We start from the raw sequence: 25,167 nt of genomic DNA, 5'->3' as shown, positions 1-25,167 counted from the left end.
GGTGTGGTCGGTGGCCTGGTGAGTGGTCGATGGGCCGGTTGTCAGTGTTACCGGTCTTACCGGTGTTACCGATGGCCGAGATCGCCGCGGATCATGCCGATCACCTGTGCCGCCGTCTCCCGGACCGCCGCCAGCTCGGTCAGGAAGTGCCAGTAGTCCGGGTGCCGGCCGGCCGCCCGGAGGCTCGCCACCGCCCGGTCCAGCCGGGCCACCGCTTCGTCCAGCGGGGCGGCGTGCCGCGCGTCCGGCGCGCTGCGGCCCGCCATCGCCAGGCGCTGCGCGTCCCGGACGGCGAAACGGGCCCGCTCGATCTCCCGGTTGGGGTCGTGCTGCACCTCGTTCAGCTGGCGCAGCCGCTCGTTCACGGCGAGCACCGAGCCGTCCGCGGTCTCCAGCAGCGCGCGGACCGTGCCGATCGCGGCCGTGGCGTCCGCCCAGCGCTGCTCGTCCCGGGCCCGGGCGGCCTCGGCGAGCTTGCGCTCGGCGGCGCGGCCGGTCTCCGCCACCTGCTCGGGCACCCGCTGGAGGTCCTGCCAGCAGGCCGTGCTGAACCGGCGGCGCAACTCGCTCAGCGCGGGCTCCACCGTCGCGGCCTTGGTCTCCAGCGCCTGGATCCGGGTCCGCAGGCTCGACACCCGCCGGTCGAGCTCCCGGGCCCGCTCCGGCAGCTGCGCGGCGTCGGCGGTGATCGCCTCGGCGCGCTGGCGCACCTCGTCGGCGCGGCGCAGCGTGGCGGCCACGCCGTGCCGGGCCGGGCCCTCGTTCAGCCGCCCCAGCTCCGGGGCCAGCTCGGCCAGCCGGGCCGCCAGCTCGTCCGCCCGCAGGCCGGCGCCGCGCACCTCGTCCAGCGTGGTGGTGGCCCCCAGCAGCGCGCGCTTGGCCTGCTCGACGGCCGGGGTGACCCGCATCAGCTGCTGCTCGGCGTGCTGGAGGGTCGGCTGCAGGCGGCGCAGGAAGTCGTTCAGCTCGGCGCGGGCCGAGCCCAGCTGGCCCTTCACGTCCTCCAACAGGCGTCGGGCCTGGGCGGCGGCGCCCGCGTCCAGCGCCTCGTTGTCGAGGTCGTGGGCGTCCAGGGCGGCCAGGTAGTTCACGGTGACCTGCTCGACCCGGCCGGAGATCGCCGGCAGCTCGGCCAGCGCGCGCTGCGCCGTCGCGTCGTCCTCGGCGGCGCGCACGGTCTCCACCGCGAGCTTCACCTCGCGCTGCGTCTCGTCCAGCTCGTAGAACGCCTCCTGCGCCGCGGCCCGGGCCTCCTTGGCCTCCGCCCGCACACCCTCCCCGCCGCCACGCCGGCCCCACCAGCCGCCACTCCCGGCCGACGCCAGCGCGACCGCCCCCAACGCCCCGGCCAGCACCACCGGCAGCACCAGCGCATCCCCGACGGCCCCCGCCACCCGACGCCGCCCCCGCCGCCCGCTCCCGCCGGCCACCGCCACTGCGTGCTCCCTGCTCCGACTACCCGCTGGTCGCGCCCATTCTTCCCGATACCCCCGGCCCAGGGGCACCCCGGTCCCGTGCCCTCCCCCGCTCTCCGGGCTCGCCAGTACTCCCGCCCCGCCACCCCGCCGACCGCCCCCGCCACCACCACCTCCCGGGACCAGGTACCCTAGGCACTCGTCGTGCGCCCGTCGGGCCACGAACGGGGGCGCGTAGCTCAGTGGTAGAGCGCTGCTCTTACAAAGCAGATGTCGGCGGTTCGAAACCGTCCGCGCCCACCAGCGCAAAAGGCCCGCAGCGATCATGCTGCGGGCCTTTTGACTGCAACGACTGACAGCAACGGCTGATGTCAGTCCGTCCTGCGGCGCCTCTTGAGGAGGCGGTCCATGGGCTCGAGCGCCTCTCGCCGGGTGTCCTCCGAGACGTGCCGGTGGGGACGCCGTCCCGGGTGCGCTTCACCAGCTCCTGGCGTTCGGCGTCGCACTCCTTCCACGTGTCGCCGTGGACGGTCTTGCGCTTGAGGGTGCCGTCGGGCTGCGGGACGTACACGCGTCCCTCGTAGCGGCCGTCCTTGCGCTGCCAGATGCTGCCGGCGCCGTTCGGGTTCTTCTTGCGGGCCATCAGGGGCGGTTCTCCTCGGTCTTGGTGTGGATGTAGTCGGAGAGGCTGTCGACGGCGATCCGTCGGCAGCTGCCTTCGGTGAAGCTGACGAGTGTCTTGGAACGGATGAGGTCGTAGACCTTGCTGCGGCTCATTCGGAGGGCGGCCTTGACCTCGGGCGCGGTCACGTCGTCGGCAGTGACGTAGTCGCCGAGTCTTGGCGAGGGCGCGGGCAGTGATGGGCTTGCCGCCGAGGTAGGCCCACGGCGTGTCCTCCAACTCGGCGAGCCTGCCCGGCAGTTCGGCGCTGACCGTCCGCTCGGCGCCGCCGAGGATGTCCCGCAGGTCCGTCAGGAGGCGGGCGTAGTCGCCCGGATACCTCGCGGCTCACCGGCTCGGCCGTGATCACGGCCGGCCCCGTTCGGGCCCAGGATCGGGCCCCGGATGGGTGGCGTGGATGGCGGGGGCGGGCGCGGTATTTGACAGTGGAGGAGCAGGCAGTCCGCCTGTGACGGTGTGACCGGCGATTTCCCAAGCGCGGTCGTCGTGCTGGCGCCCGGTGCCCGTCTCCCGATGTGCTTCGTGGAAGAGTGGAAGGGTTTGGCGATGAGAGGGTGTTCACTCCGCGCTGTGCGGGTAGGTGTGGTTTCCGCTGTGTTGGGCGGGGTTCTGGCTGCCGCTGTACCGGCCGTCGCCGTCCCGTCCGGGCGTATACCCGTCGGCGCCGCAGCACCGGCGGAGGCGCTGTCCGCCCCCGGAAACGGCGTCGCCTCAGCCCCGGCAGGTGACACGGACACCAACGCGCGCAACGCCACTGGCGCCCCGAGCGCCGCTGCCACCGTCCGCGCCGCCGAGGACGCCTTCTATGCCGTTGCCCGTGCCGCGAACGTCGCCCACTGGGTGGCCGTCGACGGGGCCTACAGGTACGACTACGGCTACTACTTCGACGGCTACTACGACGACGACGCCTACTACGCCATTGCTCGTGCCGTGAGGGTGGCCCACCGTGCGGCCGTCGTAGCAGCGGCCTACGCCGGGTCCACCGGTTACGTCTACTGCGCTGCCGGAAAGACCACGTGCTGACCTTCCGCTAGGCCAAGGGAACAGCGGTGGGGAGCCTGGTCGGGGTGGAGCCGGCCGATCGCGCGTCAGGAACAGGTCACTCCGGTTGGAGTGAGGCGACTCCTTGCGAGCCGGCGGCGCGTGCGGCTTCGCTGAGCCCGCCCGAAAGGTCGAACGAGCTTTCAAGGCGGATGTCGGCGGTTCGAAACCGTCCGCGCCCACCCCGTGAACAGCTGAAACGCAGGCTGCGGCCCAGGTCAGGAGCATGATCCCGACCTGGGCCGCAGCCGTTCCCGCAGTCCCGCCACGGTCTCGGACGGCCTCACTGAAGCCTCGCCACACGAGTGTGTCCCCGGAACTCCCCCTGAAAGATCACGGGAAGGGTGTAGGTCAGGAGCGCGTGAACGTGAAAGCGCCTCCAGCCCTCGCCGTCCGCCGACTCGGGCGGGCTTTCCGGGGCAGGGTGGGAGGGCGAGACTCTGGGCGGCCTGCTGGACAAGCTGCTGGCCGACGTACGGTCGCGGGTGGCGGGGCCGGAGGGGCCGGGCGAGGAACGGGGGGACCGTACGGACCCCTGAGCGCGGTGCACGGACCCCTGGGAGCGGTGGGCGGATGGCGGAGCAGCTGGGGGAGAGCCGGGCGGAGCTGTCGGCGCGGCTGAACTGGCTACGGGCGGCCGTGCTGGGCGCCAACGACGGTGTGGTCTCCACGGCGGGCATCGTGACCGGGGTGGCGGGCGCGGCGGGCTCCCGTACCGCGCTGCTCGCGGCGGGGGTGGCCGGGCTGCTGGCGGGGGCGATGTCGATGGCGGTCGGCGAGTACGTCTCGGTCAGCACCCAACGGGACACCGAGCGGGCCGCGTTGGCCAAGGAGCAGCGCGAGCTGGCGGAGGATCCGGAGGGGGAGCTCGACGAGCTGACCGACTACTACCGGGACAGCGGGCTGACCGACGGCCTGGCCCGGGAGGTGGCGGCGGCGCTGACCGAGCGGGACGCGCTGGCGGCCCACGCGCAGACCGAACTCGGCATTGACCCCGAGGCGTTGACCAACCCCTGGCAGGCGGCGCTGGCCAGCGCGGCCGCGTTCACGCTGGGCGCCCTGGTGCCGCTGCTGGCGGTGATGCTGCCGCCGGAGTCGTGGCGGCTGGGGGTGACGGCGGCGGCGGTGGTGCTCGCGTTGACCGGGTCGGGCTGGACGAGTGCCCGGCTGGGCGGGGCCGGTCCGGGGCGGGCGGTGGCGCGCAACGTCGCGGGCGGGCTGCTGGCGATGGCGGTGACGTACAGCGGGGGCGTGCTGCTGGACGCCCTCACGGGATGACGGCCTCACGGGATGACGCCCTCACGGGGTGACATCGTCGCCGGGTAACGGCGGAACGGGGTGGCGACGTCACCGGCTGATGCGCTCGACAGGCGGGCGGACGCGCCCTGTGTTTGTGTGGCTGCAAACCGCTTGGGAGAGGTGAACCGCCGTGACCATGCCCCCGTTCGGATCGAACGACCCGTTCTCCGACCTGCTCAGCCGGTTCTTCGGGATGAGCCCGATGGCCTCCCCGCCCGCCGTGCAGAGGGTGCCGATCGGGCGATTGCTCAGCGAGTCCTCGCAGGAGCTGCTGGCGTTCGCCGCCCAGCGCGCGGCCGAGGACGGGAGCAGTGACCTCGACACCGCGCACCTGGCTTGGGCGGCCACCCGGGTGGAGCCCTCCCGGCGGATGCTGGAGCGCGCGGGCATCGACCCGGACGAGCTGTCCGGGGACCTGGAGCACGCGCTGCCGTCCGGGAACCCGGAGTCGCTGGCCGGGCGGCCCGCACTCACCCCCTCGGCCAAGCGCGCGCTGCTGGCCGCGCACGCCCGTTCGCAGGCGGTCGGCGCCTCGTACATCGGCCCGGAGCACATCCTCGGCGCGCTGCTGGAGCAGGAGCGTTCGGGTGCGGGTACGGCGCTGCGCAACGCGGCGCCCTCGCAGGAGGCGCTGAAGTCGGTGCTGGAGGGGCGCGGCACCGGCGGCGAGCGCGGCAGCGGGGGCGCGCACCCGAGCGAGACGCCGACGCTGGACGAGTACGGGCAGGACCTCACCGAGGCGGCGCGCTCGGGCCGGCTGGACCCGGTGGTCGGGCGGGCCGAGGAGATCGAGCAGACCGTCGAGATCCTCTCCCGGCGGACCAAGAACAACCCGGTGCTGATCGGCGAGCCGGGCGTCGGCAAGACCGCGATCGTCGAGGGCCTGGCCCAGCGGATCGTCTCCGGGGACGTGCCGCAGAGCCTCAAGGACAAGCGGGTGGTCACCCTCGACCTGACCGCGCTGGTGGCCGGCTCCAAGTACCGGGGCGAGTTCGAGGAGCGGCTGAAGAAGGTGATCGACGAGGTCACGGCGGCCGAGAAGAGCGTGATCCTGTTCCTGGACGAGCTGCACACCGTGGTCGGCGCGGGCGGTGGCGGCGAGGGTTCGATGGACGCCGGCAACATCCTCAAACCGGCCCTGGCGCGCGGCGAGTTGAGCGTGGTCGGGGCGACCACGCTGGACGAGTACCGCAAGCACGTGGAGAAGGACGCCGCGCTGGAGCGCCGCTTCCAGCCGGTGCTGGTGCCGGAGCCGAGCGTCGAGGAGACGATCGAGATCCTGCAGGGACTGCGCGACGCGTACGAGGCGCACCACCAGGTGCGGTTCAGCGACGAGGCACTGGACGCGGCGGCGACGCTCTCCGACCGGTACATCAGCGACCGCTTCCTGCCCGACAAGGCGATCGACCTGCTCGACCAGGCCGGCGCGCGGGTGCGGCTGCGCAGCCTCAGCGGCTCCACCGAGGCCACCTCGGTGCAGGACCGGATCACCAAGCTGAAGCGGGAGTTGGACGAGGCCGTCGCGGACGAGGAGTTCGTGCGGGCCGCCAACCTGAAGACCGAGCTGCGGCAGACCGAGGACGAACTGGCGGCGATCGCCGAGTCCCGCGAGGAGGTCGTCGACGTGACGGCCGACGACATCGCCCAGGTGCTGTCCTCCCGGACCGGCATCCCGGTCGCCGAGCTGAACGCGACCGAGAAGGAGCGGCTGCTCAAGCTGGAGGAGCACCTGCACGAGAAGGTGATCGGCCAGGACGAGGCGGTCACCGCCGTCGCCCAGGCGGTGCGCCGCGGCCGGGCCGGGATGGGCGACCCGGAGCGGCCGACCGGTTCCTTCCTCTTCCTCGGGCCGACCGGCGTCGGCAAGACCGAGCTGGCCAAGGCGCTGGCGGCGCTGCTGTTCGGCGATCCGGACCGGATGATCCGCTTCGACATGAGCGAGTTCCAGGAGAAGCACACCGTCTCCCGGCTGGTCGGCTCCCCGCCCGGGTACGTCGGCTACGAGGAGGCGGGGCAGCTGACCGAGGCGGTGCGCCGCAAGCCGTACAGCGTGTTGCTCTTCGACGAGGTGGAGAAGGCGCACCCGGACGTCTTCAACCTGCTGCTCCAGGTGTTGGACGACGGACGGCTCACCGACTCCCAGGGGCGTACGGTCGACTTCCGCAACACCGTGGTGATCATGACCAGCAACATCGGTTCGCAGCGGATCCTGGACCACGCGGGGAACGTCGACGAGATCCGGGACGACCTGATGCGGGACCTGCGCCAGCACTTCCGGCCGGAGTTCCTGAACCGGATCGACGAGGTGATCGTCTTCCACGCGCTCACCCGGAAGGACCTGGTGTCGGTGGTCGACCTGCTGCTGGAGCGCACCCGGCGCCGGCTCCGGGCGCAGGACGTGCAGCTGGAGGTCACCGAGGCGGCCAAGGAGTTCCTGGTCAACCGGGGCTACCAGCCGGAGTTCGGGGCGCGGCCGCTGCGCCGGACGATCCAGTCGGAGCTGGACAACCGGATCTCCAACCTGCTGCTGGAGGGCACCGTACGGGAGGGGGACACGCTGATCGCGGACGTGAGCGACGGGGAGCTGGCGGTGTCGCTGGCGCGGCCGGAGGCGTCGGCGACCTTCGAGGAGGCAGAGGCGAAGGCGAAGGCCGCTACTGCGGAGGGCTGAGCATTCACCGGGTGTTCGGTTCGGGCGTACTCCAGCGGGAGTGCGCCCGAACGCCACTGGTGGAGGGCGCGTAGCGGCGCAGGTCGCCGCATTGTCAGTGACGTGTTCTGTGTTCGCCTCGGCAATCGAAGGGGGTGTTCCGCGATATTGTCCGGCCGCAGGTACCGGCTTGAATTCACGGCTGAACAGGCCGTGTTGTGCGAGGCGTTCGGTGACATCTGCCGGTCACTCGGTGGCGAGGTGCGCTCGGCGACTGTCACACGCCAAGGGCGGCACTGGTTCGTGGCGTTCCTGGTGGAGGATGGAAAGCCCACGCCCGAGCGGCACGCGATGCCGGACACGGCGATCGGAGTGGACCGGGGCGTCAAGGTCGCCGCGACCACCAGTGACGGCTCATTCCACGACCGCGCGTACACCACCGCTGGCGAGGTGAAGCGGCTGTGCCGCCTGCAACAGCAGCTCGCCCGCTGCGGGCCCGGCAGCAACCGCCGCCGCACGGTTGTGGCGAAGATCAAGGCCATCACCGGCCGGGTCCGCAACCGGCGCGCCGACTTCTGCTCGCAGACCGCAGCGGAACTGACTGCCTGTCATGCCGTGGTGGCGCTGGAAGACCTCCGCACCCGCAACATGACCGCCAGCGCGGCTGGGACGGTTGAGCAGCCCGGCCGCAACGTGCGACAGAAATCCGGGCTGAACCGGGCCATCCGGGACGAGGGGTGGCACATTCTCGAACGCGCGCTGCGCAACGCGGCGCGCACCACCGGGACCACCGTGGTCCTGGTGAATCCCGCGTACACGTCGCAGACCTGCCATGCCTGTAGGGACGTTCCCGGGGGCGGTGGTGCCAGGTGGCCACCCCCGACGTCGTACGCGGCACCGCTGCGCCCGAGGAGGCCCCCGAGGATCAGTCCACCGCGGCCTGCAGGAACACCTCCCGCAGGAGCGGGTCCGGCAGCCCGCGCTTGCGCCACTCGCGCGGGTAGCCGAGCGAGACCTCCTCGAAGGGGACACCGTCGTAGTTGGTCTTGCGCGGGATGTGCAGATGGCCGTAGATCATCGCGGCGGTGTTGAAGCGGCGGTGCCAGTCGGCGGTCAGCTCGGTGCCGCACCACTGGGCGAACTCGGGGTACCAGAGCACCTCGGTGGGGTGGCGGACGGTCGGGTAGTGGTTGAGCAGGACGAGCGGGACGTCCGGGTCGCAGGCCGCGAGCCGCTGCTCGGTCAGCCGGACGCGCTCGCGGCACCAGGAGTCCAGGTCCGGGAACGGGTCCGGGTGGAGCATCCGCTCGTCGGCGCAGACGATGCCGCTCTCGTAGGCGGCCGCCAGGGACTCCTCTTTGGTGGTCGTGCCGGGCGCGCGGAAGGAGTAGTCGTACAGGAGGAAGAGCGGGGCGATGCGGACGGGGCCTCCGGCGCCCTGCCAGAGCGGGTACGGGTCCTCGGGGGTGACGACGCCGAGGCCGCGGCACAGTTCCACCAGGTGCTCGTAGCGGGCCACGCCGCGGAGCTGGACCGGGTCCTCGGGGTGGGTCCACAGCTCGTGGTTGCCGGGCGCCCACACCACGCGGGCGAAGCGTTCGGCGAGCAGGCCGAGCGCCCACTCGATGCTGGTGGTCAGCTCGCCGACGTCCCCGGCGACGAGTAGCCAGTCGTCGGGGTGGGTGGGCTGGAGCTTCTCCACCAGGTCGCGGTTCTCCTGGTAGGAGATGTGCAGATCGCTCACCGCGAGCAGCCGCCCGCCCGCCCCGGTGCGCATCAGCTGTGCGTCGCTGTGGATCTCGGTAGTCACTCCTGCCCCCTGTGTTCACCCGGCCAATGGGGCCACCCTACGTGGCCGTCCAGGGTCGTGGGCGGGGTTGACGGGATCGGCTGTTCGAGGGCTGAGACAAGGGGTTGAGGCCCGCTCAGGGGCGGACCTCAAGCAGCACTCCTCTGGGGTGGGCCTAAGAGGTGGGCCCCGGAGGAGGGTCCCAGGGGTGGACTCAGGAGCTGATGTCGATGAGCACACCGTGGGAGGTGGCGGTGGTGACGGCGAGGATGACGAGGGAGGCGATGCCGAGGGCCAGGCCGAGGAAGGCGCGTCCGCGACGGCTGGTGCCACGGACCAGGGCCAGAGTGGCGAGGGTGATGGCGATCGGGCCCAGGACGATGTTGAAGAGCAGCAGGCCCGGGAGGCCGAGGAGGAAGGAGGCGATGGCCAGGTTGTCGGCCTCGGCGGTGCCCTGACGGTCGGCGCCCTGGATGCTGGTGCCCTGACGGTCGGTGGCAGCTCGGTTTGCGGCGCGATCGGTGGCAGCGCGCTGGGTGACGGCGCTTTCGGTGACGGTGCTCATGGCGGTGGCGGGTCCTCTCGGCGGAGTGGACGGGTCGGCTGGAGTGGCCGGAGCGGCCTGGTCAGCGGTGCCGCAGGCGGGCGATGCCCTCGCGGGCGCCGAAGCCGAGCAGCCAGGCGGTGATCGCGGCGGCGGCGGTGAGGAAGACCGGGAGGGGCAGGTGGGCGGCGGTGCCGATCAGGACGCCCATGGCGACCAGGGCGGAGAACAGGATCACGGCTGACTCCTTCAGCTGCGGGTGCGGCTGCGCCGGTTTCGGCTGTGTTTCGGTTGACAAGTGTTCACTGACTTCGGGCACCACTGTACGCCCGGCTGGCCAAGTTCGGCAAACGACTGTTTACTGAATGGCGTGAGTCACACCGTAGGGGCCAGACAGGCCCAGAAGCAGCAGAGTCGGCGGGCCTTGCTGGATGCCGGGCTGCACCTGTTGGCCGATCAGAACCTGGCGAGCCTGGGCGTCCGCGAGGTCACCCGCGAGGCCGGGCTGTCTCCGGCCGCCTTCTACCGGCACTTCCCGGACCTCGCCGCACTCGGCGTCGCGCTGGTCGAGGAGTCGCTGGCCAGCCTGCACGTCATGATCCGTTCGGTGCTCGCCGAGGCCGGCGGCGCCGAGGAGCTGATCGACCGGGCGGTCGGCGTGATCCAGCAGCACGTCCGCGAACACCGGTCGCACGTGCGCTTCCTGGCGCGCGAGCGACACGGCGGGGTCCGGCAGGTGCGCGAGGCGATCGACGCGGAACTCGGCCGCTTCGCCGCCGAGGTGGGCTCCGCCCTGGCGCTCCAGCCGGTCTCGCGAGGGTGGAGCGAGCAGGATCTGCGGATGCTCGCCGAGTTGTACGTGGACCACATGGTGTCGACGGCCTCCGCCTTCCTGGAGGCTCAGGAGGCGGATCCCGACCGCGAGCGGCGGATCGCCGCCACGGCCCGGCTCCAGCTGCGCCTGATCAGTCTCGGTCGGCATCACTGGCAAGGGAGTTGACCGTGCGGGTCGGCCGGAACCCCTGACGGTGCCCGACCGCTTGCCCTAGTGTGCCGAATGACCACTCCGTGATGGCGGACCCCTTGACATATCGTCATGTCCACGACAATTTTAGGGGACCCCCACACCGAGAGGTCTCTCATGAAGAAGCCGCTCATAGGCTTGCTCGCCGCGGTCCTGGTCGCCGGAGCCACCGTGCTGACCGGGGCCGTCCCGGCCCAGGCCGCCGCCGACACGATCACCAAGGTCGCCGAGGCCGCGAACGTCGAGGCCGCGAACGCCAAGGCCGCGAACGCCAAGGTCGTGAAAACCAGGGCCGCGAGCACCAGGGCCGCCGCCCGGCCCCTCGACGCCGTCGACTTCAGCGGCACGGTCGCGCTCAGCAACTGCTCGGGCTCGCTGGTCCGGATGCCCGGCTCGACCGGCAGCGACCCGGCGCTCGTGCTCACCAACGGCCACTGTCTGGAGACCGGAATGCCGGGCCCCGGTCAGGTGATCGTCAATCAGCCGTCCAGCCGCACCTTCACTCTGCTCGACGGCTCCGCCGGTGAGGTCGCCACGCTGACCGCCACCAAGGTGGTCTACAGCGCGATGACCGACACCGACGTGACGATCTACCAGCTCGACTCCAGCTACGACGCGATCCAGTCCCAGACCGGGATCTCCCCGCTGACCGTCTCCGCCGACCACCCCGTCCAGGGCGCCGACATCCGGGTGGTCTCCGGCTACTGGAAGCAGATCTACTCCTGCTCGATCGACGGCTTCGCCTACCAGCTCAAGGAAGCCGACTGGACGTTCAAGGACTCGGTCCGCTACACCTCCGGCTGCAACGTGATCGGCGGTACCTCCGGCTCGCCGGTCGTCGACGCGAACACCGGCCAGGTCGTCGCCGTCAACAACACGATCAACGAGAACGGCGAGTCCTGCACCCTCGACAACCCGTGCGAGGTCGACCAGGCCGGCGCGGTGACGGTCCACCAGGGCATCGGCTACGCCCAGGAGACCTACATCATCCCGGCCTGCTTCGGCGCCGGGAACAGCTTCGACCTGACCCTCCCGGGCTGCACCCTGGCCCGTCCGTAGGGCCGAACCCCGGCCGCAGGCGCGCCCCGTCCGTGAGTCCTGACCAGCCCGCGCGCACCCCATCAGCGGGCGACCACCCCGAGCAGCCGACGGAACCGAGGCAACCCCACTGACCAGCACCTTCCCCCGATGGACCACCCGCGACCAGGCGGGTGGTCCATTCGGCCGTCCACGAGGCGGCCGTCGCACCACCCGCACCGCAGAGTTGTGCCGACGAGGCAGCTGTCATGTTCGTTGACCAGATGGAGAGTTGATGACCACCAAGCTGAGAAGACTGCTGGTTTCCGTCCTGCTGATACCGCTGTTCGCGATCGGCGGCCTGGCCACCCCGGCCTCCGCCGCCGCCGGCCAGGGCGCCGAGACGGCCGGCGCCGCCCACGGCCGCAGCCCGGCCGACGACCCGAACGCCGACATCAAGGACCGCCTGGCGGCGATCCCCGGGGTGACCATCACCGAGGAGAAGCCGACCACCACCGGCCACCGCTACTTCCTGGCCACCTACACCCAGCCGATCGACCACTTCCGCCCCTGGCTGGGCACCTTCCAGCAGCGCTTCAGCGTGCTGCACCGCGGTTACGACCGCCCGACCGTCTTCTACACCAACGGCTACACGCTGGGCACCAGCCCGTCCCGCACCGAGCCGACCCGGCTGGTGGACGGCAACCAGATCTCCATCGAGTACCGCTACTTCACCCCCTCCCGCCCCGAGCCGGCCGACTGGTCCAAGGCCGGCATCCGCCAGCAGGCCGCCGACTCGCACGAGCTGGTGACCGCGCTGAAGCGGATCTACCAGCAGGAGTGGCTCTCCACCGGCGCCAGCAAGGGCGGCATGTCCTCCACCTACTACCGCCGGTTCTACCCGGACGACGTGGCGGGCACGATCGCCTACGTCGCGCCGAACAACACCGACGTCAACGACTACTCGGCCTACACCGAGTTCTTCCAGAACGTCGGCACTCCTGAGTGCCGGGCCGCGCTCGACGCCGTCCAGCGCGAGCTGCTGGTGCGCCGGGACCGGCTGGAGCCGCGCTTCGAGGCCGACAACAAGGCCGCCGGCTCCACGTTCAACGTGATCGGTTCGGTGGACCGGGCCTACGAGGGCAGCGTGCTCGACGTGGTCTGGGGCTTCTGGCAGTACAGCATGGAGTCCGACTGCGCCAAGGTCCCGGTGGCGGCCACCGCGACCGACGACGAGATCTACAAGTGGTTCGACGCGCAGGAAGGCGTGACCAGCGCCAGCGACCAGGGCCTGTCGAAGTACACCGCGTACTACTACCAAGCTGCGACCGAGCTCGGTGCGCCGTTCTTCGACGTCTCGTACCTGAAGGACCTCCTGCACTACGACTACAAGGAGCTGTACGCGCCGCGCGCGTACGTGCCCAAGGAGATCCCGACGACCTTCAACCCGAAGGCGATGCCCGACATCGACCGCTGGGTGAAGCACCACGCCGAGCGGATCATCTTCGTCTACGGCGGCAACGACCCGTGGGGCGCCAAGCCGTTCGAGCTGGGCCGGGGCAGCGACGACTGCTACGTCTACACCGTCCCGGGCGGCAACCACGGCTCGAACATCAGCAAGCTGCCGGCCGACGAGTCGGCCGAGGCGACCGCCAAGGTGCTGGAGTGGGCCGGCCTGGCCGGCGATCAGGGCACCGCGCGCTCGCTGGCCAAGTCGCCGCAGCTGGTGCCGCCCTTCGGCCCGCTCGACATCGAGGGCCAGCGGCTGGAGCAGGAGCGCCGCCCGCTGTAGCGCTCAGGAGCAGTCCAGCAGTCCAGCAGTCCAGCAGTCCAGCAGTCCCGCAGTCCCGCAGTACCAGGCAGAACCAGGAGGCCGCCCCGCCCGGGGCGGCCTCCCGTCGTTCGGCGCGGGGTAGCGCGGGGCGGCGCGCGCCGACCCCCTCCCCGAAGCAGTGAATCGGTGCTTCAATGCTTCCATGGCCTACCGACGCACCCCCGCCGTGCAAGCCCGCCTGGACGCCCAGCGCGAGGCGGTACTGCAGGCGGCGGTCGGCCTGCTCGCCGAGCGCGGCTACGGCGGCTGCACCATGGCCGCCGTCGCGGAGCGCGCCGGGGTCGCCACCGGCAGCCTCTACCAGCACTTCGCCAACAAGGCCGAGCTGTCGGTGCAGCTGTTCCGCCGGGTGGTCACCCGGGAGATCGAGGCGGTCAACGCCGCCGTCGCCCGACGGGACACCCCGCAGCGGCGGATCGCCGCCGTGGTCGAGACCTTCGCCGCCCGTGCGCTGCGCGCGCCCCGACTGGCGTACGCGCTGCTGGTCGAGCCGGCCGACGCGGTGGTGGACGGTGAGCGACTGGTCTTCCGTCGGGCGTTCCGGGACGTGATCGCCACCGAGATCGCCGCCGCCGTGGCGAACGGCGAACTCCCCGAGCAGGACCCGGTGCTGACCGCCGCCGCCCTGGTCGGCGCGGTCGGCGAGGCACTGGCCGGCCCGCTCGCCGCCGCGCCGGTCGAGAGCGTCGGGCCCCGACCCGGCGACAACCAGCACAGCGACAACACCACGGTGGTCCCCGCCCTGGTCTCCTTCACCCTGCGTGCCCTGGGAGGACGCGATGACAGCGACGCATGAGGTCACCAACCAGGTGCCCCTGCCGTACGGACACGACACCGCCGCCGACCCGACCCTGCTCGCCGCCCTGGACCGGGCCGGCGCCGGCTGGGCCGAGCCCGAGCTGCGCGAACTCGGCCGCCTGGCCGGCTCCGAGCAGGCCGCCGACTGGGGCCGGCTGGCCAACGAGAACCCGCCCGTGCTGCGCACCCACGACCGCTTCGGGCACCGGATCGACGAGGTCGAGTTCCACCCGTACTGGCACGAGCTGATGCGCACCGCCGTCTCGTACGGTCTGCACGCCGCGCCCTGGCGGGACGAGCGGCCCGGCGCCCACTCCGCGCGCGCCGCCAAGTTCTACGTCTGGGGCCAGGTCGAGGCGGGCCACACCTGCCCGATCTCGATGACCTACGCCGCCGTTCCGGCCCTGCGCCACAATCCCTCCCTGGCCGCCGAGTTGGAGCCGCTGCTGGCCGCCACCGAGTACGACTACGGGCTGCGCGAGCCGCGCACCAAGCGCGGGCTGATCGCCGGCATGTCGATGACCGAGAAGCAGGGCGGCTCGGACGTCCGCACCAACACCACCACCGCCGCCCCGCACGCCGACGGCACCTACCGGCTCACCGGCCACAAGTGGTTCACCTCGGCGCCGATGTCCGACCTCTTCCTGACCCTCGCCCAGGCGCCCGGCGGGCTCAGCTGCTTCATGCTGCCGCGCGTCCTCCCGGACGGCAGCCGCAACCGGCTGCACCTGATGCGGCTCAAGGACAAGCTCGGCAACAAGTCCAACGCCTCTGCCGAGCTGGAGTACGACGGCGCGGTCGGCTGGCTGGTCGGCGAGGAGGGCCGGGGCGTGCCGACCATCATCGAGATGGTCAACATGACCCGCCTGGACTGCACGATCGGCGCCGCCTCCGGCATGCGCTACGGCACCACCCGGGCGGTTCACCACGCCCTGCACCGCCGGGCGTTCGGCAAGGCGCTGGTCGACCAGCCGCTGATGCGCAACGTGCTGGCCGACCTGGTGGTGGAGTCCGAGGCCGCCACCGTGGTCGCGATGCGGCTCGCCCAGTCCACCGACCTCGCGCTGGCCGGGGACGAAACCGAGGCGCTGGTGCGGCGGTTGGGCCTGGCGGTGGCCAAGTACTGGGTGTGCAAGCGCGGTCCGGCGCACTCCGCCGAGGCGCTGGAGTGCCTGGGCGGCAACGGCTACGTGGAGGAGTCCGGGATGCCCCGGCTCTACCGCGAGGCGCCGCTGGTGTCGATCTGGGAGGGCTCCGGCAACGTCGCCGCCCTGGACGCGCTGCGCGCCATGGCCAAGCGCCCGGAGACGGTCGACGCCTTCCTCGGCGAACTCGACGCCGCCGCCGGCGCGGACCGCCGACTGGACGCGGCGGTCGCCGAACTGCGCAAGCAGCTCAGCGACCTGACCGACCTGGAGTACCGCACCCGGCGGCTGGTCGAGTCGATGGCGCTGGCCTTCCAGGGCTCGCTGCTGGTCCGGTACGGCGACCCGGCGGTGGCCGACGCCTTCTGCGCCACCCGCCTGGGCGGCGACCACGGCGCCGCCTTCGGCACCCTGCCGCCCGGCGTGGACACCGCCGCGATCATCGACCGCGCCCGCCCGGTGCCCGCGTGAGCGAACGAAGTGAGGTGGGCGCAATGAGCGTTCGGGAAGCCGAAGAGGTACGGGAGTTCTGGCAGTCCCTGGGGCTACCCGGACTGATCGACGTGCACACCCACTTCATGCCGAAGAACGTCCTCGACAAGGTGTGGGCGTACTTCGACGCGGCCGGCCCGCTGGTGAACCGCCCCTGGCCGATCACCTACCGCGAGGCCGAGGAGCAACGCGTGCGGCGGCTGCGGGAGTTCGGAGTCCGGGCGTTCACCTCGATGCTCTACCCGCACAAGCCCGGCATGGCCGAATGGCTCAACGCCTGGTCCGCCGACTTCGCCGCCCGTACCCCGGAATGCCTGCACACCGCGACCTTCCTCCCGGAACCCGGGGCGGCCGGGTACGTGGCACGGGCCGTCGAGGACGGCGCCCGGGTGTTCAAGGCGCACCTCCAGGTCGGCGGCTACGACCCGACGGACGCGCGGCTGGACGAGGTCTGGGGGTTGCTCGCCGATACCGGCACCCCGGTGGTCACCCACTGCGGATCCGGCCCGGTGCCGGGCAAGTTCACCGGGCCCGGCCCGATCGGCGAGGTGCTGGAGCGGCACCCCGGACTGGTCCTGGTGGTCGCCCACCTCGGCATGTCCGAGTACCGCGACTTCCTCGACCTGGCCGAGCGCCACCCGGCCGTCCGGCTGGACACCACCATGGCGTTCACCGACTTCGCCGAGGTCGACGCCCCGTTCCCGCGCGACGAACTGCCGCGGCTGCGGGCGCTCCAGGAGCGCGTCCTGCTCGGCAGCGACTTCCCCAACATCCCGTACCGGTACGTCCACCAGCTGGAGGCGCTGGCCGGGCTGGGCCTGGGGGAGGAGTGGCTGCGGGCGGTCTGCCACGACAACGCGGCCGCCCTGTTCGGGCTCAGCTGACCGCCCGCAGCACGCCCAGCGCGTCCGCGTGCAGCCCGGGCGCGGCGGCGAGGAAGCTGTCGGAGCCGGCCGTCCAGGCCGCCCCGGCGGCGTCCGTCACCGCCGCGCCCGCTTCGCTCGCGATCAGCGCGCCGGGCAGCAGGTTGCCCGCGTCCGCGCCGTACTCCCAGAACAGCGCCAGGTGCCCGGAGCCGACCTGGGCCACCTGGAGCGCGGTCGGGCCGAGGTTGCGCACCGCCAGCACCGCACCCGCCATCGCGGACAGCGACGCGCCCGCCCGGCGCAGCGCCACCGGGTCGTCGACCACCCGGGGCGGCTGGCTGGTGGCGGCGACGGTGACCGCCAACTCGCGCTCCAGCGGCGCGATCGGCCGCCCGTCCAGCTGCGCCCCGCCGCCCAGCACCGCCCGGTAGGTCCGGCCCGCGCCGAACAGCTCCGGGGCGTGCACCACGGCCAGCACCGCCGCGCCGTCCCGCACCAGCGTCGCGGTCACCGCCCAGTGCGGCTGCCCCAGCAGGTACTGCACCGCGCCGTCGGTCGCGTCGCACACCCACCACTCGCCCTGGCCGGGCACCGGGCCGTCCAGCTCCTCCGGCACCCACCCGGCCCCCGGGTGCAGCGCGCTCAGCCGCTCGCGCAGTTCGGCGGCGGCCGGGCCGTCCAGCTCCGCGAAGCGCGCCGCCGCCTCCGCCGCGGTCCGCGCCGGCGTCGGCTCGACCGGCCGACCGGCCGCCAGCCTTCCGCCGACCTCCCGCACCGCGGCCTCCACACCCTCCGCCAGCGTCCACAGTCCGTCCATCGCGCCGACTCCTCCGTTCCCTGGCCGGTTCGCTCCGGCCGTCCAGGACAAGGAGTACCGTCAGGGCTGCCGAACAGGACGCTCAAGCGGCCACAACGACGGAGATCGGACATCATGGACCTCGCCACGACCGATCCGGACACCGTGCTGGACACCCTCGACCGCCGCCTGGTCTGCGCGCTCCAGCTGGACGGACGGGCCGAGCCCGGCCGGATCGCCGAGGTGCTGGGCGTCTCCGCCCGGACGGTCACCCGGCGCCTCGGCCGGATGCGGCAGGCCGGGGTGCTGCGGGTGGTCCGGATGCCCGACGTCGAGGACGCCGCCGTGGGTGCGCTGCTGCTGCGGGTCCGGGTGCTGCGCGGCCGGGTGGACGCGATCGCCGAGGCGCTGGCCGCCCGCCCCGACGTGCCCTTCGTCGACGTGATGCTCGGCGGCCACGAGGTCGGCGCCGTCATGCTGAGCGACGCCGGCTCCCGCGACCGCCTGCTGTACGGGCAACTGCCCGCGACCGGCGCCGTCACCGAGACCACCACCCACGCCGTGCTGCACGCCTTCGCCGACGCCGGACAGTGGCAGGCCGGCTACCTGACCGAGCGGGAGGCCGCCGCACTCGCCCGGCCCGTCCCCCCGCGCCCCGCCGGGCCTCCGCCCCTGGACGGGCTCGACCGCGCGCTGCTGGACCGGCTGGGCGAGGACGCCCGGCAGTCCCACGCCGTGCTGGCCGGGGCGGTCGGCGCGCCCGAGTCGACCGTCCGGCGCCGGCTGCACCGGCTGGCCGAGGCCGGGCTGCTGCGCACCCACGCCACCGTGGACCCGCGGCTGCTCGGCATGGCCGTGGACGCCAATCTCTGGCTGGACGTGCCGCCCGGCCGGCTCGCCGAGGTCGGCACCGAGCTGGCCCGCCACCCGCAGGTGCACGGAGTCTTCGCCACCAGCGGCCCGACCAACCTGCTGGCGACGCTCTTCTGCCCGGACCACGGCGGCCTCTACCGCTTCCTCACCGACACCCTCGGCCCGCTCGGGGTCGCCCGCGCGGAGACCACGATCACCGCCCGCGCGGTGAAGCGGGCGGGCGTGCTGCTGCGCCGGCCGGGCCGAGCATGAGCTCCTGTTCGCCGTCCTGCAGCTCACCGCCCGGCGCCGGAACGACAGCCGGGCCCTTGCCGCCCAGGTGCTACGGGCGCCGGCGCTCCGGACCCGCCGCGGACTGCAGGAAGCGGACCGTCTCCGCGTCGGCCGGCAGGAAGGTCTCCATGGCCAGCTCGGAGACGGTCACGTCCAGCGGGGTGTTGAAGGTCGCGATGGTGGACAGGAAGGAGAGCACCCGCCCGTCGTGCCGGATCCGCAGCGGGAGCGCGAACGGGAAGCCGTCCTCCGGCGCCTCCCCGGCCGGGTCGCCGGCCGGCTCGGGGTAGCCGCTGACCTCCTCGTACAGCTGCCGCAGCGGCTCGGCGCGGACCAGTTCCAGCTGCTGTTCCATCCGTTCCAACAGGTGCTGCCGCCACTGCCGGTGGTTGACGATGCGCGGTGCCAGCCCGTCCGGGTGCAGGGTGACCCGGATCGCGTTGAACGGCGGTCGGAGCAGCTGCGGGGCGACGCCGTCCAGCAGCAGGGCGAGCGAGCGGTTGGCGGCCAGCACCCGGAAGGTCCCGTCGACCACCAGCGCCGGGTACGGGACGTGGGCGGCGAGCAGCCGCTCGATGCCGCCGCGCAGCGCGGCCATCGACGGGTCGTCGAGCGGCGTCTCGGGGTAGTGCGGGGCGTAACCGGCCGCCAGCAGCAGGGTGTTGCGCTCGCGCACCGGGACGTCCAGCTGCGCGGCCAGCCGCAGCACCAGTTCGCGGCTCGGGCGGCAGCGGCCGTTCTCGACGAAGCTGAGGTGCCGGGCCGAGGAGTCCGCCCGCAGTGCCAGTTGCAGTTGGCTGAGCTGTCGTCGCTCGCGCCAGCCGCGCAGCAGCGGGCCTACGCCGGTCCCCGTCGGGCTGCCCATGCCCGCCATGATCGTCATGGCCAAGGACGGTACCCGAACCGACCCGGTCGGCGGGAGGGGGGCAGGGTGGACCGGGCTCCGCGGGGCCGCTCAGGCTCCGGTGGTCGACCCCGGGCGGACGATCATCAGCACCACGACCACGGCCCACAGCAGGTTGAACACCCCCGCCGTCATCGGCAGCATCCGCAGCCCGCCGACCGCCTTGGTGCGCTGCTCGTCCTTCGGGTCGAGGCCGAGCGCGTCCACGGCGGCCTGCTGGCCGGGCAGCACGAAGAGCAGCAGCGAGAGCGCGGCGATCGCGGTGAGCACCATCGAGGCGATCAGCCAGGACTGCCCGAGCACGTCCATCACCTGCGCCAGGCCGATGCCCATCACCGGCACCGCGACGCCGAGCAGCGCGTAGACCTGGGTGATCCGGTGCAGGACGCGCAGCACGCCCGCGTCCGAGGCCTGGTCCGGCCCGCCGGCCAGGGCGGCCTTCGCCCGGCGCGGGAACATGCTGACGGCCACCGCGACCGGGCCTATGAACAGGACCGACGCGAGGACGTGCAGGCTCAGCAGGAACTTGGCCATGGCGGGGCACCCTTTGATCCGGTGGGCAGCTGGGTCGGCGGGCGCGCGCCGTCGGCGTGCCCACGACCAGGCACGCTAACACCGCTTATTCTCCGGCCCCGCGCTCGGGTGCCCTGGGAGACAGGCCCTGGCCCTACCCGGCCGCGGCCAGTTCCACGATGCGCGGCGGGGCGGTGCTGACCGCTGCGACGGCGGCGCCGTGCTCGGGGTCGGTCCAGTCGAGCAGGTGAAGGTCCTCGTGCCGGCTGCGCAGCGGGGCGCCGGGCGGGACGTCCAGTGGCAGGCCGGAGAGGTCGACCTGTCCGAGGGTGTCCAGGGTGGCCCGCCCGATCTTGATCAGCGACTCCTTGCGCACCCACTGCCGCAGGAAGGCCTGGTTCGGCTCCGGCGCCGCCTCGACCAGGGCCAGCTCGGCCGGGGCGAGCACCCGGCGGGCGACCGAGCGCAGCGATCCGCTGCGGGCGGCCAGCTCGACGTCCACGCCGACCGGCTGGTAGCCGGCTCCGGCCGCCACCACGCCCTTGGTGTGGGACAGGCTGACGTGCACCGCGGGGTGGTCCGGCAGGTACGGCTTGCCGTGGTCGGCGAGGCCGCAGTCCGGGCACTCCTGGGCGAGCACCATCTCGGCGGCCGGGACGCCGAGCAGCCGGGCGGCGCAGAGCCGGACCAGGACGTGCCCGGCGGTGAAGTCGGTCCGCCCGGACTCGTGCCGGAAGCGCGCGGCGCGCGCCCGCTCGATGTCGGTGAGCAGGTGCTCGCCCGCCTCGGGGTGGCGCAGTACGGCGTCGGCGGACGCGACGGCGACGAGCGGCGCGCTCTGGTCCTGGGCCTCGGTGGTCATGCCGTCCAACCTAGCCGGGGCGGCGGCCCGGCGGTTGCTCGGGCCGGGCGGGGGCTCGAAGACCGGAGCGTGCGCGGGCCGGGCCGGGCCGGGCCGGGCCGGGCTGGGCTGGGCGGGCCTTGGGCCCGATCGACCGATGCAGCCGTGTCCGGGGCCCGTTTTCGGACTCCCGGGCGGACGTCGCCGACGGCGAGGGTCTGAACCCCCCGGGGTCAGGGCTTCGGCGGATAGTCCGCGAGCCCCGAGGCGAGCAGTCCGAAGGCCCGTTCCACCGCCGCCTGGACCCGGCTGCGCACCGCCCCGGTCGGCTCGCCGGCGACCATCGCCCGCCGGATCTCGGCGAGCACCGCACGGTGGGCGCCGGCCACGGCGCCGGCCACCACCCGGGGGAGCGGGTCCTCCGTCCCGGCCCCCGACTCCTCGGCGAGGACGGCGGCCAGCGCCGCCTCGGAGCGCTCGCCGAGCTCCAGCAGTCGGGCCCGCAGCGCCGGGCTGTCGTCGATGATCCGCCAGAACGCCGTCACCTGCGGGTTCAGGCCGATCGTCGGCTCCCCGTCGGCGACGGCCGTCAGCAGGTCGGCCCGTACGGCGTCCACGGCGGAGCTGCCGGCGGGCCGTCCTCGGACGACCTCGGCCAGGTGGGCGACCACCGCGTCCTGCCGGTCGAAGAACAGGTCCTCCTTGGTCGGGAAGTAGTTGAACACCGTGTTGGGCGAGACCCCGGCGGCCCGGGCCACCTCGACCACCGTGACCCGCTCGAAGCCGCGCTCGGCGAACAGGCCCATGGCGGTGTCGGCCAGGAGCTCCCGGGTCTGCTGCTTCTTGCGTTCGCGAAGTCCCATGGCGGAATCCTACGGGCGAACCATGGTGTCGCACCAAACTTGCAGTGACACCAAAAATATCGGCTACGGTGTCGGCATGACCTTCACCTTCGGCATCTATCCCGGCGGGCTGCTCGGTGACGACACCGGCCTGATCGAACCCGCCCGTCCCGACGACCCCGCGCGGATCGCCGCCGCCCTGCGCGAACTCCAGGGTGACGCACCCGAGTTGATCGTCCGCGCCTACCGGCTGTTCCCGGACGGCGCGCACACCCCGGAGCGGCCCGAGCAGTACGCCGTCGAGGGCCGGAAGCTCGACCTCGTGCTCCAGTTCCGCGAGCGCGGCGGGGAGTTGGCGGGCTGGCTGGACTTCGTCCGGCGCACGGTACGGGCCGAGGGCGGCCGGCTGGCCTGCGTGCAGATCTGCGAGGAGCCCAACGTCGACCTCCCGCCCGTGGACGGCAGCATCCCGAACGTCCGCCGGGCGCTGGTCGAGGGCGTCATCGCGGCCAAGGAGGAGGCATCGGCCTGCGGCTACGACCGGCTGGCGGTCGGCTTCAATGCGGCGCCGTCCTTCGGCGCCGCCGCCGACACCTTCTGGGGTGAGCTCGGCAAGCTCGCCGACGAACGCTTCCACCGCGCCCTGGACTACGTCGGCGTGGACTTCTTCCCGGACGTCTTCCGGTCCGTCCCGTCCGACCAACTCGCCGGCGCCGTACGGGCGGTGCTCACCGCCTTCCGTGGCGACGCGCTGCCCCGGGCCGGGATCGGCCCCACCGTCCCGCTGCGGATCTGCGAGAACGGCTGGCCCACCGGCCCCGGGCGGAGCGAGGCGCGGCAGGCCGAGGTGGTCGAGGAGGTGGTCCGGACGGCCGCCGGGCTGGCCGCCGAACTCACCATCACCGGTTACACCTTCTTCGCCCTGCGCGACGCCGACAGTGCGGGCCCGGGGCTGTTCCACCACTTCGGCCTGCTGCGCGACGACTACACCCGCAAGCCGGCCTTCGACGTCTACCGGGAGCTCGTCGGGGAGTTGACGCTCGGCTCGGACGCGCCGTAGTTCAGTGGGCCTCGAAGAACCGGTCCACCGTGCGCCGCTCGGCGGCGATCCGGGCGTAGCCGGTGGCGAGCAGCTGCTCACGGTCGCGGATGCCTGCGGCGCGGGCATCCGCGACCTCCGCCACGCCGTCTGACGAACAGGCAAGAAGCGGGTTTCCCTGATGCGGTGACGGTCGAACGTTCACTCGACCATGACCTGCGTCGCTTCACGTGCCCTGCGGTGTCACTGTCCCATGACGTGGCGGACCGTCGGCCCGGTGGTCCAGCCGCCGTCCCCGCCGACTCGGCGCCGGGACGACGGACCGGACCTCTCCGGTTACGTCACCTCGCCCCGGCGGGAGAAGCGCTCCTCCCGCCACTCGCCGCTCGCCAGCACCTCGGCCAGCTGCCGGGCCGCGTCCCAGACCTCGGTGTGCGAGAGGTAGAGCGGCGTGAAGCCGAAGCGCATCAGGTCCGGCGCGCGGAAGTCCCCGATCACCCCGCGCGCGATCAGCGCCTGCACCACCGGGTACCCGTCGGCGTGCCGCAGCGCGACCTGGCTGCCGCGCCGGGCGTGCTCGCGCGGGGTCGCCACCTCCACCCCGTCCAGGCCCTCGACCAGCGAGATGAACAGGTCGGTCAGCGCCAGGCTCTTCGCCCGCACGGCCGCCAGGTCGGCCCGCTCCCAGACGTCCAGCGAGGCGCCCAGCGCGGCCTGGCCGAGCAGCGAGGGCGAGCTGGTCAGGAACCGGCCGATGCCCGGCTTGGGGTCGTACCCGGGCTCGAAGGCGAACGGGCGGGCGTGCCCGAACCAGCCGCTCAGCGGCTGCACCGGACCGGCCGCCAGATGCCGCTCGGCGACGTACAGGAAGGCCGGTGAGCCGGGGCCGCCGTTCAGGTACTTGTAGGTGCAGCCGATCGCGAAGTCCGCGTTCGCGGCCGCGAGCTCGACCGGCAGCGCGCCCACCGAGTGGCACACGTCCCAGATCATCAGGGCGCCCGCGGCCTGCACCCGGGCGGTGATCCCGGGCATGTCCAGCAGCTCGCCGGTGCGGTAGTCCACGTGGGAGAGGACCACCGCGGCCACGTCCCCGTCCAGGTGCCCGTCCAGCTCCTCCGGGCGGACCAGCAGGCTGCGCCCGCCCTCGACCAGGCCGGTCATGCCCTCGGCGATGTACAGGTCGGTCGGGAAGGCCTCGGCGTCGCCGAGCACCGTACGCCGCCCGGGGCGCAGCGTGAGCGCCGCCGAGAGCACCTTGAACAGGTTCACCGAGGTGGTGTCGCAGACGACCACCTCCGTCGGATCGACGCCGATCAGCGGCGCGATCCGCTGCCCCAGCCGGTACGGCTGCTCGAACCAGCCAGCGTCGTTCCAGCTGCGGATCAGCTCCCGGCCCCACTCCTCCTCGACCACCTGCCGCACCCGCTCCGGGGTGCGCGCCGGCAGTGCGCCCAGCGAGTTGCCGTCCAGGTAGATCACCCCGTCCGGCAGGGTGAACTCCTTGCGGAACGCCGCCAGCGGGTCGACGGCGTCCAGCGCCGCGCACTCCTCGCGCGTGATCATGCCCATTCCTCGGTCCCCTCGCTCGCAACCAGTCCCGTCACCGCTCCGCCGCCCGTCACCGCTTCGCCGCTCGTCACGGTTCGTCCCGTCACAGCTCGTCCCGGATCGTCCACAGCTCCGGGAAGACGTCCTGCTCGGCCGACTTGCGCAGCCAGGTCAGCCCGCTGGAGCCGCCCGAGCCGGGCTTGCCGCCCATGGTCCGCTTGACCGCGGTCAGGTGGCGCTGGCGCCAGCGGGTGACCCGCTCGGCCACGTCCAGCAGCGCCTCGCCGAGCGGCTGCAGGGCGGCGAACTCCGGGTCGGTGTAGACCCGGCGCCAGGCCGCCTCGACCTCCTCGGAGGGCTGGTAGCGATGCTCGGAGGTCTCCGGGCGCGCCGCCAGACCACGCCGGGCCAGCAGGGCCAGCGCCTCGTCGTACAGGCCGGGGGCGCGCAGCGCCTCGGCCAGCTCGGCCCGCGTCCCGGGCATCTCCGCGTACATGTTCAGCAGCGCGGCGTTCTTGTTGCCGAGCATGAACTCCAGGTGCAGGAAGGCCGAGGACTGGAAGCCGGAGGCCTCGCCGAACAGCGCGCGGAAGGAGTTGAACTCCTGCGGGGTCATGGTGGCCAGCAGGTCCCAGGACTCCACCAGCACGTCCTGCACGTGGGTGCCGCGACGCAGCGCGGCCAGCGCGGCGGTCAGGTCGTCCTCGCGCAGCGCCTCCCGGGCCTGCGTCCACTCGTGCCGCAGCAGGTCGAAGAGCAGCTCCATCACCTGGGTGGTGACGATGAACGACAGCTCGGCAGGCTCCTTGCTGCGCGGGTGCTGCAGGCTGTGCAGCTCCTCCAGACGCACGTACTGTGCGTACGGGGTGCCTCGACCCGGCTCGCCGCCCCGACCGAACGACAGGTTGGGTGTCTCCACCGTGTCGTGCCCCATCCCGATCC

General features: G+C 72.8%; 24 protein-coding genes, 1 tRNA gene and 3 pseudogenes. 13 read left to right on the top strand and 15 right to left on the bottom strand.

The window, feature by feature from the left end; genetic code table 11:
* Positions 1 to 65: 65 nt before the first annotated feature.
* On the bottom strand, positions 66 to 1,436 hold the full coding sequence (locus tag ACFQ87_RS12730; RefSeq protein ID WP_380610689.1) for a hypothetical protein: 1,371 nt from the start codon (positions 1,434 to 1,436) through the stop codon (positions 66 to 68).
* Positions 1,437 to 1,643: 207 nt separating this feature from the next.
* On the opposite strand from ACFQ87_RS12730, the gene ACFQ87_RS12725 reads away from it, so the two are divergent.
* Positions 1,644 to 1,718, top strand: a tRNA-Val gene (locus tag ACFQ87_RS12725).
* A 142-nt stretch (positions 1,719 to 1,860) separates the two neighbouring features.
* Here the strand turns inward: ACFQ87_RS12725 and ACFQ87_RS12720 are convergent.
* The 3 genes and pseudogenes from ACFQ87_RS12720 to ACFQ87_RS12710 form a co-directional block, all read right to left on the bottom strand.
* Positions 1,861 to 2,058: pseudogene (locus tag ACFQ87_RS12720) on the bottom strand (site-specific integrase); the annotation flags it as partial.
* Positions 2,058 to 2,225: a helix-turn-helix domain-containing protein gene (locus ACFQ87_RS12715; RefSeq protein WP_380610688.1), complete on the bottom strand. Its 168-nt coding sequence runs from the start codon at positions 2,223 to 2,225 to the stop codon at positions 2,058 to 2,060. The pseudogene ACFQ87_RS12720 and the gene ACFQ87_RS12715, both read right to left, overlap by 1 nt.
* 85 nt (positions 2,226 to 2,310) lie before the next feature.
* Positions 2,311 to 2,373, bottom strand: a pseudogene (locus ACFQ87_RS12710) (hypothetical protein); the annotation flags it as partial.
* A 318-nt stretch (positions 2,374 to 2,691) separates the two neighbouring features.
* Here ACFQ87_RS12710 and ACFQ87_RS12705 point away from each other — a divergent pair.
* The 4 genes and pseudogenes from ACFQ87_RS12705 to ACFQ87_RS12690 form a co-directional block, all read left to right on the top strand.
* A complete protein-coding gene (locus tag ACFQ87_RS12705; RefSeq protein ID WP_380610687.1) occupies positions 2,692 to 3,120 on the top strand; it encodes a hypothetical protein in 429 nt (142 codons plus the stop codon).
* A gap of 591 nt (positions 3,121 to 3,711) precedes the next feature.
* The gene (locus ACFQ87_RS12700; protein WP_380610686.1) at positions 3,712 to 4,416 is read left to right on the top strand and encodes a VIT family protein; all 705 of its coding nucleotides are present in this window, start codon (positions 3,712 to 3,714) and stop codon (positions 4,414 to 4,416) included.
* A gap of 157 nt (positions 4,417 to 4,573) precedes the next feature.
* Positions 4,574 to 7,108, top strand: coding sequence for an ATP-dependent Clp protease ATP-binding subunit (locus tag ACFQ87_RS12695; RefSeq protein WP_380610796.1), 2,535 nt, complete (start codon positions 4,574 to 4,576; stop codon positions 7,106 to 7,108).
* 102 nt (positions 7,109 to 7,210) lie between these two features.
* A pseudogene (locus ACFQ87_RS12690) lies at positions 7,211 to 7,882 on the top strand (RNA-guided endonuclease InsQ/TnpB family protein); the annotation flags it as partial.
* 130 nt (positions 7,883 to 8,012) lie between these two features.
* Here ACFQ87_RS12690 and ACFQ87_RS12685 read toward each other — a convergent pair.
* From ACFQ87_RS12685 to ACFQ87_RS12675, 3 genes are all read right to left on the bottom strand, one after another.
* On the bottom strand, positions 8,013 to 8,864 hold the full coding sequence (locus ACFQ87_RS12685; protein WP_380610795.1) for a metallophosphoesterase family protein: 852 nt from the start codon (positions 8,862 to 8,864) through the stop codon (positions 8,013 to 8,015).
* A gap of 226 nt (positions 8,865 to 9,090) precedes the next feature.
* A complete protein-coding gene (locus ACFQ87_RS12680; RefSeq protein WP_380610685.1) occupies positions 9,091 to 9,441 on the bottom strand; it encodes a DUF4190 domain-containing protein in 351 nt (116 codons plus the stop codon).
* A gap of 61 nt (positions 9,442 to 9,502) precedes the next feature.
* A complete protein-coding gene (locus tag ACFQ87_RS12675) occupies positions 9,503 to 9,658 on the bottom strand; it encodes a hypothetical protein (RefSeq protein WP_380610684.1) in 156 nt (51 codons plus the stop codon).
* A gap of 132 nt (positions 9,659 to 9,790) precedes the next feature.
* Here ACFQ87_RS12675 and ACFQ87_RS12670 point away from each other — a divergent pair, with 132 nt between their 5' ends.
* From ACFQ87_RS12670 to ACFQ87_RS12645, 6 genes are all read left to right on the top strand, one after another.
* Positions 9,791 to 10,420: a TetR family transcriptional regulator gene (locus ACFQ87_RS12670; RefSeq protein WP_380610683.1), complete on the top strand. Its 630-nt coding sequence runs from the start codon at positions 9,791 to 9,793 to the stop codon at positions 10,418 to 10,420.
* A 141-nt stretch (positions 10,421 to 10,561) separates the two neighbouring features.
* A complete protein-coding gene (locus ACFQ87_RS12665) occupies positions 10,562 to 11,503 on the top strand; it encodes a trypsin-like serine peptidase (protein WP_380610682.1) in 942 nt (313 codons plus the stop codon).
* 253 nt (positions 11,504 to 11,756) lie between these two features.
* Positions 11,757 to 13,253, top strand: coding sequence for a S28 family serine protease (locus ACFQ87_RS12660; RefSeq protein ID WP_380610681.1), 1,497 nt, complete (start codon positions 11,757 to 11,759; stop codon positions 13,251 to 13,253).
* 184 nt (positions 13,254 to 13,437) lie between these two features.
* Entirely contained in the window at positions 13,438 to 14,091 is a 654-nt protein-coding gene (locus ACFQ87_RS12655; protein ID WP_380610680.1) for a TetR/AcrR family transcriptional regulator, read from the top strand.
* Entirely contained in the window at positions 14,075 to 15,709 is a 1,635-nt protein-coding gene (locus tag ACFQ87_RS12650; RefSeq protein ID WP_380610679.1) for an acyl-CoA dehydrogenase family protein, read from the top strand. The genes ACFQ87_RS12655 and ACFQ87_RS12650 overlap by 17 nt, the downstream gene beginning before the upstream one ends.
* A 23-nt stretch (positions 15,710 to 15,732) precedes the next feature.
* The gene (locus tag ACFQ87_RS12645) at positions 15,733 to 16,614 is read left to right on the top strand and encodes an amidohydrolase family protein (protein WP_380610677.1); all 882 of its coding nucleotides are present in this window, start codon (positions 15,733 to 15,735) and stop codon (positions 16,612 to 16,614) included.
* Here the strand turns inward: ACFQ87_RS12645 and ACFQ87_RS12640 are convergent.
* Positions 16,607 to 17,413: an inositol monophosphatase family protein gene (locus ACFQ87_RS12640; protein WP_380610675.1), complete on the bottom strand. Its 807-nt coding sequence runs from the start codon at positions 17,411 to 17,413 to the stop codon at positions 16,607 to 16,609. The two genes, ACFQ87_RS12645 and ACFQ87_RS12640, sit on opposite strands and share 8 nt — an antisense overlap.
* 114 nt (positions 17,414 to 17,527) lie before the next feature.
* On the opposite strand from ACFQ87_RS12640, the gene ACFQ87_RS12635 reads away from it, so the two are divergent.
* Positions 17,528 to 18,517, top strand: a complete 990-nt coding sequence (locus ACFQ87_RS12635) for an Lrp/AsnC family transcriptional regulator (protein ID WP_380610674.1) — start codon at positions 17,528 to 17,530, stop codon at positions 18,515 to 18,517.
* A 70-nt stretch (positions 18,518 to 18,587) separates the two neighbouring features.
* Here the strand turns inward: ACFQ87_RS12635 and ACFQ87_RS12630 are convergent, their stop codons facing one another.
* The 4 genes from ACFQ87_RS12630 to ACFQ87_RS12615 all read right to left on the bottom strand — a co-directional run bounded on the left by ACFQ87_RS12630 (position 18,588) and on the right by ACFQ87_RS12615 (position 21,659).
* Positions 18,588 to 19,421, bottom strand: a complete 834-nt coding sequence (locus ACFQ87_RS12630) for a helix-turn-helix domain-containing protein (RefSeq protein ID WP_380610673.1) — start codon at positions 19,419 to 19,421, stop codon at positions 18,588 to 18,590.
* A gap of 72 nt (positions 19,422 to 19,493) precedes the next feature.
* Positions 19,494 to 19,976: a DUF2269 family protein gene (locus ACFQ87_RS12625; RefSeq protein WP_380610672.1), complete on the bottom strand. Its 483-nt coding sequence runs from the start codon at positions 19,974 to 19,976 to the stop codon at positions 19,494 to 19,496.
* Between the two features lie 133 nt (positions 19,977 to 20,109).
* A complete protein-coding gene (locus ACFQ87_RS12620; protein ID WP_380610671.1) occupies positions 20,110 to 20,817 on the bottom strand; it encodes a 4'-phosphopantetheinyl transferase family protein in 708 nt (235 codons plus the stop codon).
* Between the two features lie 212 nt (positions 20,818 to 21,029).
* Entirely contained in the window at positions 21,030 to 21,659 is a 630-nt protein-coding gene (locus tag ACFQ87_RS12615) for a TetR/AcrR family transcriptional regulator (RefSeq protein WP_380610670.1), read from the bottom strand.
* 76 nt (positions 21,660 to 21,735) lie between these two features.
* Between ACFQ87_RS12615 and ACFQ87_RS12610 the strand changes: the two genes are divergently transcribed.
* Positions 21,736 to 22,698: a hypothetical protein gene (locus tag ACFQ87_RS12610; protein WP_380610669.1), complete on the top strand. Its 963-nt coding sequence runs from the start codon at positions 21,736 to 21,738 to the stop codon at positions 22,696 to 22,698.
* Position 22,699: 1 nt separating this feature from the next.
* Here the strand turns inward: ACFQ87_RS12610 and ACFQ87_RS12605 are convergent, their stop codons facing one another.
* From ACFQ87_RS12605 to ACFQ87_RS12595, 3 genes are all read right to left on the bottom strand, one after another.
* Positions 22,700 to 22,822, bottom strand: coding sequence for a hypothetical protein (locus tag ACFQ87_RS12605; RefSeq protein WP_380610668.1), 123 nt, complete (start codon positions 22,820 to 22,822; stop codon positions 22,700 to 22,702).
* 191 nt (positions 22,823 to 23,013) lie between these two features.
* A complete protein-coding gene (kynU, locus tag ACFQ87_RS12600; RefSeq protein WP_380610667.1) occupies positions 23,014 to 24,240 on the bottom strand; it encodes a kynureninase in 1,227 nt (408 codons plus the stop codon).
* Positions 24,241 to 24,328: 88 nt separating this feature from the next.
* Positions 24,329 to 25,159 carry a tryptophan 2,3-dioxygenase gene (locus ACFQ87_RS12595; protein ID WP_380610666.1) on the bottom strand — a complete coding sequence of 277 codons (831 nt, stop codon included), beginning with the start codon at positions 25,157 to 25,159 and terminating at the stop codon, positions 24,329 to 24,331.
* Positions 25,160 to 25,167: the final 8 nt, after the last annotated feature.

This window comes from Kitasatospora sp. NPDC056531 (assembly GCF_042794375.1).
GTDB lineage: Bacteria > Actinomycetota > Actinomycetes > Streptomycetales > Streptomycetaceae > Kitasatospora.
This window is presented reverse-complemented; position numbering and strand designations above follow the sequence as displayed.